3 protein-coding genes and 1 pseudogene are annotated in these 3,084 nt (G+C 39.9%); 2 read left to right on the top strand and 2 right to left on the bottom strand.

Going from position 1 to position 3,084, the window contains the following annotated elements:
- Positions 1-134 precede the first annotated feature (134 nt).
- Together QUB24_RS33065 and QUB24_RS33060 are read left to right on the top strand one after the other, a co-directional pair.
- A complete protein-coding gene (locus QUB24_RS33065; RefSeq protein WP_333157796.1) occupies positions 135-416 on the top strand; it encodes a hypothetical protein in 282 nt (93 codons plus the stop codon).
- Between the two features lie 12 nt (positions 417-428).
- The gene (locus QUB24_RS33060; protein ID WP_333157795.1) at positions 429-914 is read left to right on the top strand and encodes a hypothetical protein; all 486 of its coding nucleotides are present in this window, start codon (positions 429-431) and stop codon (positions 912-914) included.
- Here the strand turns inward: QUB24_RS33060 and QUB24_RS33055 are convergent.
- Both QUB24_RS33055 and QUB24_RS33050 read right to left on the bottom strand, forming a co-directional pair.
- Positions 865-1,937 (bottom strand): annotated as a pseudogene (locus QUB24_RS33055) (IS630 family transposase). The gene QUB24_RS33060 and the pseudogene QUB24_RS33055 sit on opposite strands and share 50 nt — an antisense overlap.
- 232 nt (positions 1,938-2,169) lie before the next feature.
- Positions 2,170-2,894 (bottom strand): IS1 family transposase gene (locus QUB24_RS33050; RefSeq protein ID WP_333157793.1). Its coding sequence is split into 2 segments (ribosomal slippage): positions 2,170-2,340 and positions 2,343-2,894, totalling 723 coding nucleotides; the frame shifts between segments, so codons are not numbered across the junction.
- Positions 2,895-3,084: the final 190 nt, after the last annotated feature.

Raw genomic sequence — 3,084 nt, 5'->3', positions numbered from 1 at the left:
ATCGCTTTAAATTTAGTTCCCGTACCCGCTCTTAACATTTCTTTACTTACTTTGGTTTTTTTATGCCGACCTACTTAGAGGCTTTTCCATCATCTAACGTTATTTTAAAATTAAAACAAATCTCATCTCTCCCTATGCTTGTCCATAAACTTCAGCAACTCGTGCAGCGCCAAATTCGAGCCAAAAAGTTAGGAATTAAATTTAACAGAGTTGCTAATTTCAAATTACCAAAACAATTAATTTTGCCAGGAAAACTGCATCAAGTAAACGTGCCTTCAGAGAAAGGCATAGACGGAGAATTTATAGAAGTGCTTTTAGACGACTGCTACGGAGTCGAGCAATTATCTGAATCCCTGATGACAATTATTGATGTTGGAGCCAATGTCGGGTTATTTCCGATTGCTGCGAGGAACTGATTTCCCCAAGCCGTGATTCACGCCTACGAAGCTAATCCCCACCTGGAAAATTACCTCAAACATCAATCTCAAATCGCAAATTTTACCTATTTTCTGGAAGCAGTAGGAGACCGAGATGCTAAAGTAGTCCTCGACATTCGGGAAGTTTCGGGAAAAACCCGATCGACAGTTAGCGAAAGCGGCGAAATACCAATGGTATCATTTCGCAGGGCGATCGAGCGAATTGATGGTAGCGTCGATTTAGCCAAAGTAGACTGCGAAGCTGCAGGATGGCTGTTATTTGAAGATCGAGATACTTGGCAACTTGTGGAAAACCTTTCTTTAGAATATCACTTGTGGTCTGGTCACACTCACGCGGAAACCCGACAAATTATTGAAAACTTAGGATTTCGGATCGGAAAGCAAATACCAATAGATCAATGGTACGGCTCGATTTTATACCATTTTTTTAAAGATGTGATAGAGATAAAGAATGTAAAATCCAAGACCATCCGGTGAGAAAACCAATGACACGCTCGGTGAAAGATACCAAAATTTCCTGGACTTTTATGTGGAGTTCGTCAAGATTACTAAACACCGACTTTCGCTAAAAAACCTTTGAGATATTCCCACACTCTTTCTGTCGGATTTACTTCGGGACAAGCCGGAGGCTGAAATAGTAAAATAACATTGTCGGGTAATTCAGATGAGTCCAACTTATGAGCGGGTGCGTTATCAACTTGAATGATGTGTAATTGCTCAGGATATTGTATTGACAAAAGTTGTAAATATGCTTCAAAACAAACTTTGTCTAAATGCGAAAACTCCCAAAAAAAACTCTTTCCAGTAGGGATTGATACTGCCCCATACAGCCAAAAACACTCAAATTTCCATTGATGCTTCCCCATGGGCTTTACGCCTGAAAGCGTCAGCTTGCGCCGACTTTATTGTATGCAGCCCTATCCGCGTTTCATCACTACACCAATAAGTGACTTTTTTATATTTGTTTACTTGAGGTAAAGCTTTGTCTAGTAAAGTTTTTATCTGTTGATGTAAGTTATTTTTAAATTCATTAACTGCCGTAGATTTCTGAGAAATACTGCGAGGTCTGGGAATTTTTAATTTACTTTTTAATTCCCCTCTAACCAAATAATATACAGCCGAGTAACTACTGGCTATTTCTTTAATCAACCAGAGCCAACGATGAACTTCTTTATAACTCTGAAATCCTTCAGGGTCTCTCAACTCTTGTTGCAAGGTCGCTGCTATTTCAACTGAGAACTTTTTTGGGCGACCGAAAACCTGCCTATTTTTTAACAAATTTTCCAGACCGCCCTTTCTATATTGGGAGAGGCAGCGATGAATCGTTGCCTCACTTTTACCTAAAACTGCGGATACCTCCCGCACAGTTTCTACTTGTTTTGACTGAAATAAATAAAGCATTTGGACTTTATTATAAGCTAGGATTCTTTTTTGTTTTTTGAGTATTTCTCGCAAATTTTCTCCAGATTCGGTAATCTTTATATGAGGACGACCAGACATGGTAATTCTCTCCTTTACTTTTTATACAAGTCTATCACATATTTTAAAAAATGGTATTAGCATCCCGAACCTGCAACCCTCAAGGATATAGCAGATGTTGAAGAAGCAAGTTCGCCAACGGATTCGCTTTCTTCTGATATAACGGATGTCACAAAGAAGGTTAAGTCTTCTGGGTAGTCCCCTGAAGGAAAGGATCGAGAGAATAAAACTGAATTCAAAGAAAAGTAGGCATTTAGAGTTGTAAATTAGCATTGTAATGATGCACAAACCGCCAAATAGCAGCAAGATGATTTTCTAATTTTTTAGAGAAGCCTAAGCTCTTTCTTACCAGTCGAGATACTCGTTGTCGAATAGTACAGTTAAAGCGCTCGATATAGCTAGTCAAACCACTATCTTTATCTACGCGGCGCGATGACGTTTACTGGGCAATACAGAATCATAAGCACTCCAATGATCGGTATAAATTACTGCACATTGACGGTACACTGGTGGCATTGAATTCCATAAAGCTTGAGCCGATACTGCGCTACGATCTCCAATATGTACACCAACAATTTCCCTAGTCTGGGCATCCAATGCCAGCCAGACCCACTGCTGATTTCCTTTACTATCAACGAATGACCATAACTCATCCATCTGAACACTCAAGCGCTTTTTTTCCTTGGGAGTCACCTCCACTTGCTTCTTAACAGCAGCCGCTTGGCTATTAACGTATCGCTGCACTGTATCTTCTGACACTTGAAGTACCCGAGCAATCCCCGCCTGAGAAATACGTTCAAGTAGCATCCGTGACATTAACTCATGCAGTTCTTTTGTAATAGGTTTCCATGCCGGATTTAAAACAAACTGACGACCACATTCTCGACATTTATAGTTTTGTTTGCCATGCCGAGTTTGACCGTTACGACTAACTTCTTTTGAGCCACAATTAGGACAATGGGGAATCTCTACTGTCATATCACACTATGATAAACACTTCTCTCTAATAGTAACTTACTCGATCCTTTCCTTCAGGGCACTACCGTCTTCTGGAGTTGTGGTGATATGCCAGTTTTTATAAGAAAGAAGAGGGGAGCATCCCAATTTTGTAAAAGGGGAAAAGTATGATACAGTTCCCCTTTTATTTTAGCTGAGCCCTATATTATAG

It is taken from the genome of Microcoleus sp. B9-D4 (assembly GCF_036705105.1).
Taxonomy (GTDB): domain Bacteria; phylum Cyanobacteriota; class Cyanobacteriia; order Cyanobacteriales; family Microcoleaceae; genus Microcoleus.
Note: the sequence above shows the minus strand (reverse complement) of the source record. Positions and strands in the feature narration are given on the sequence as shown.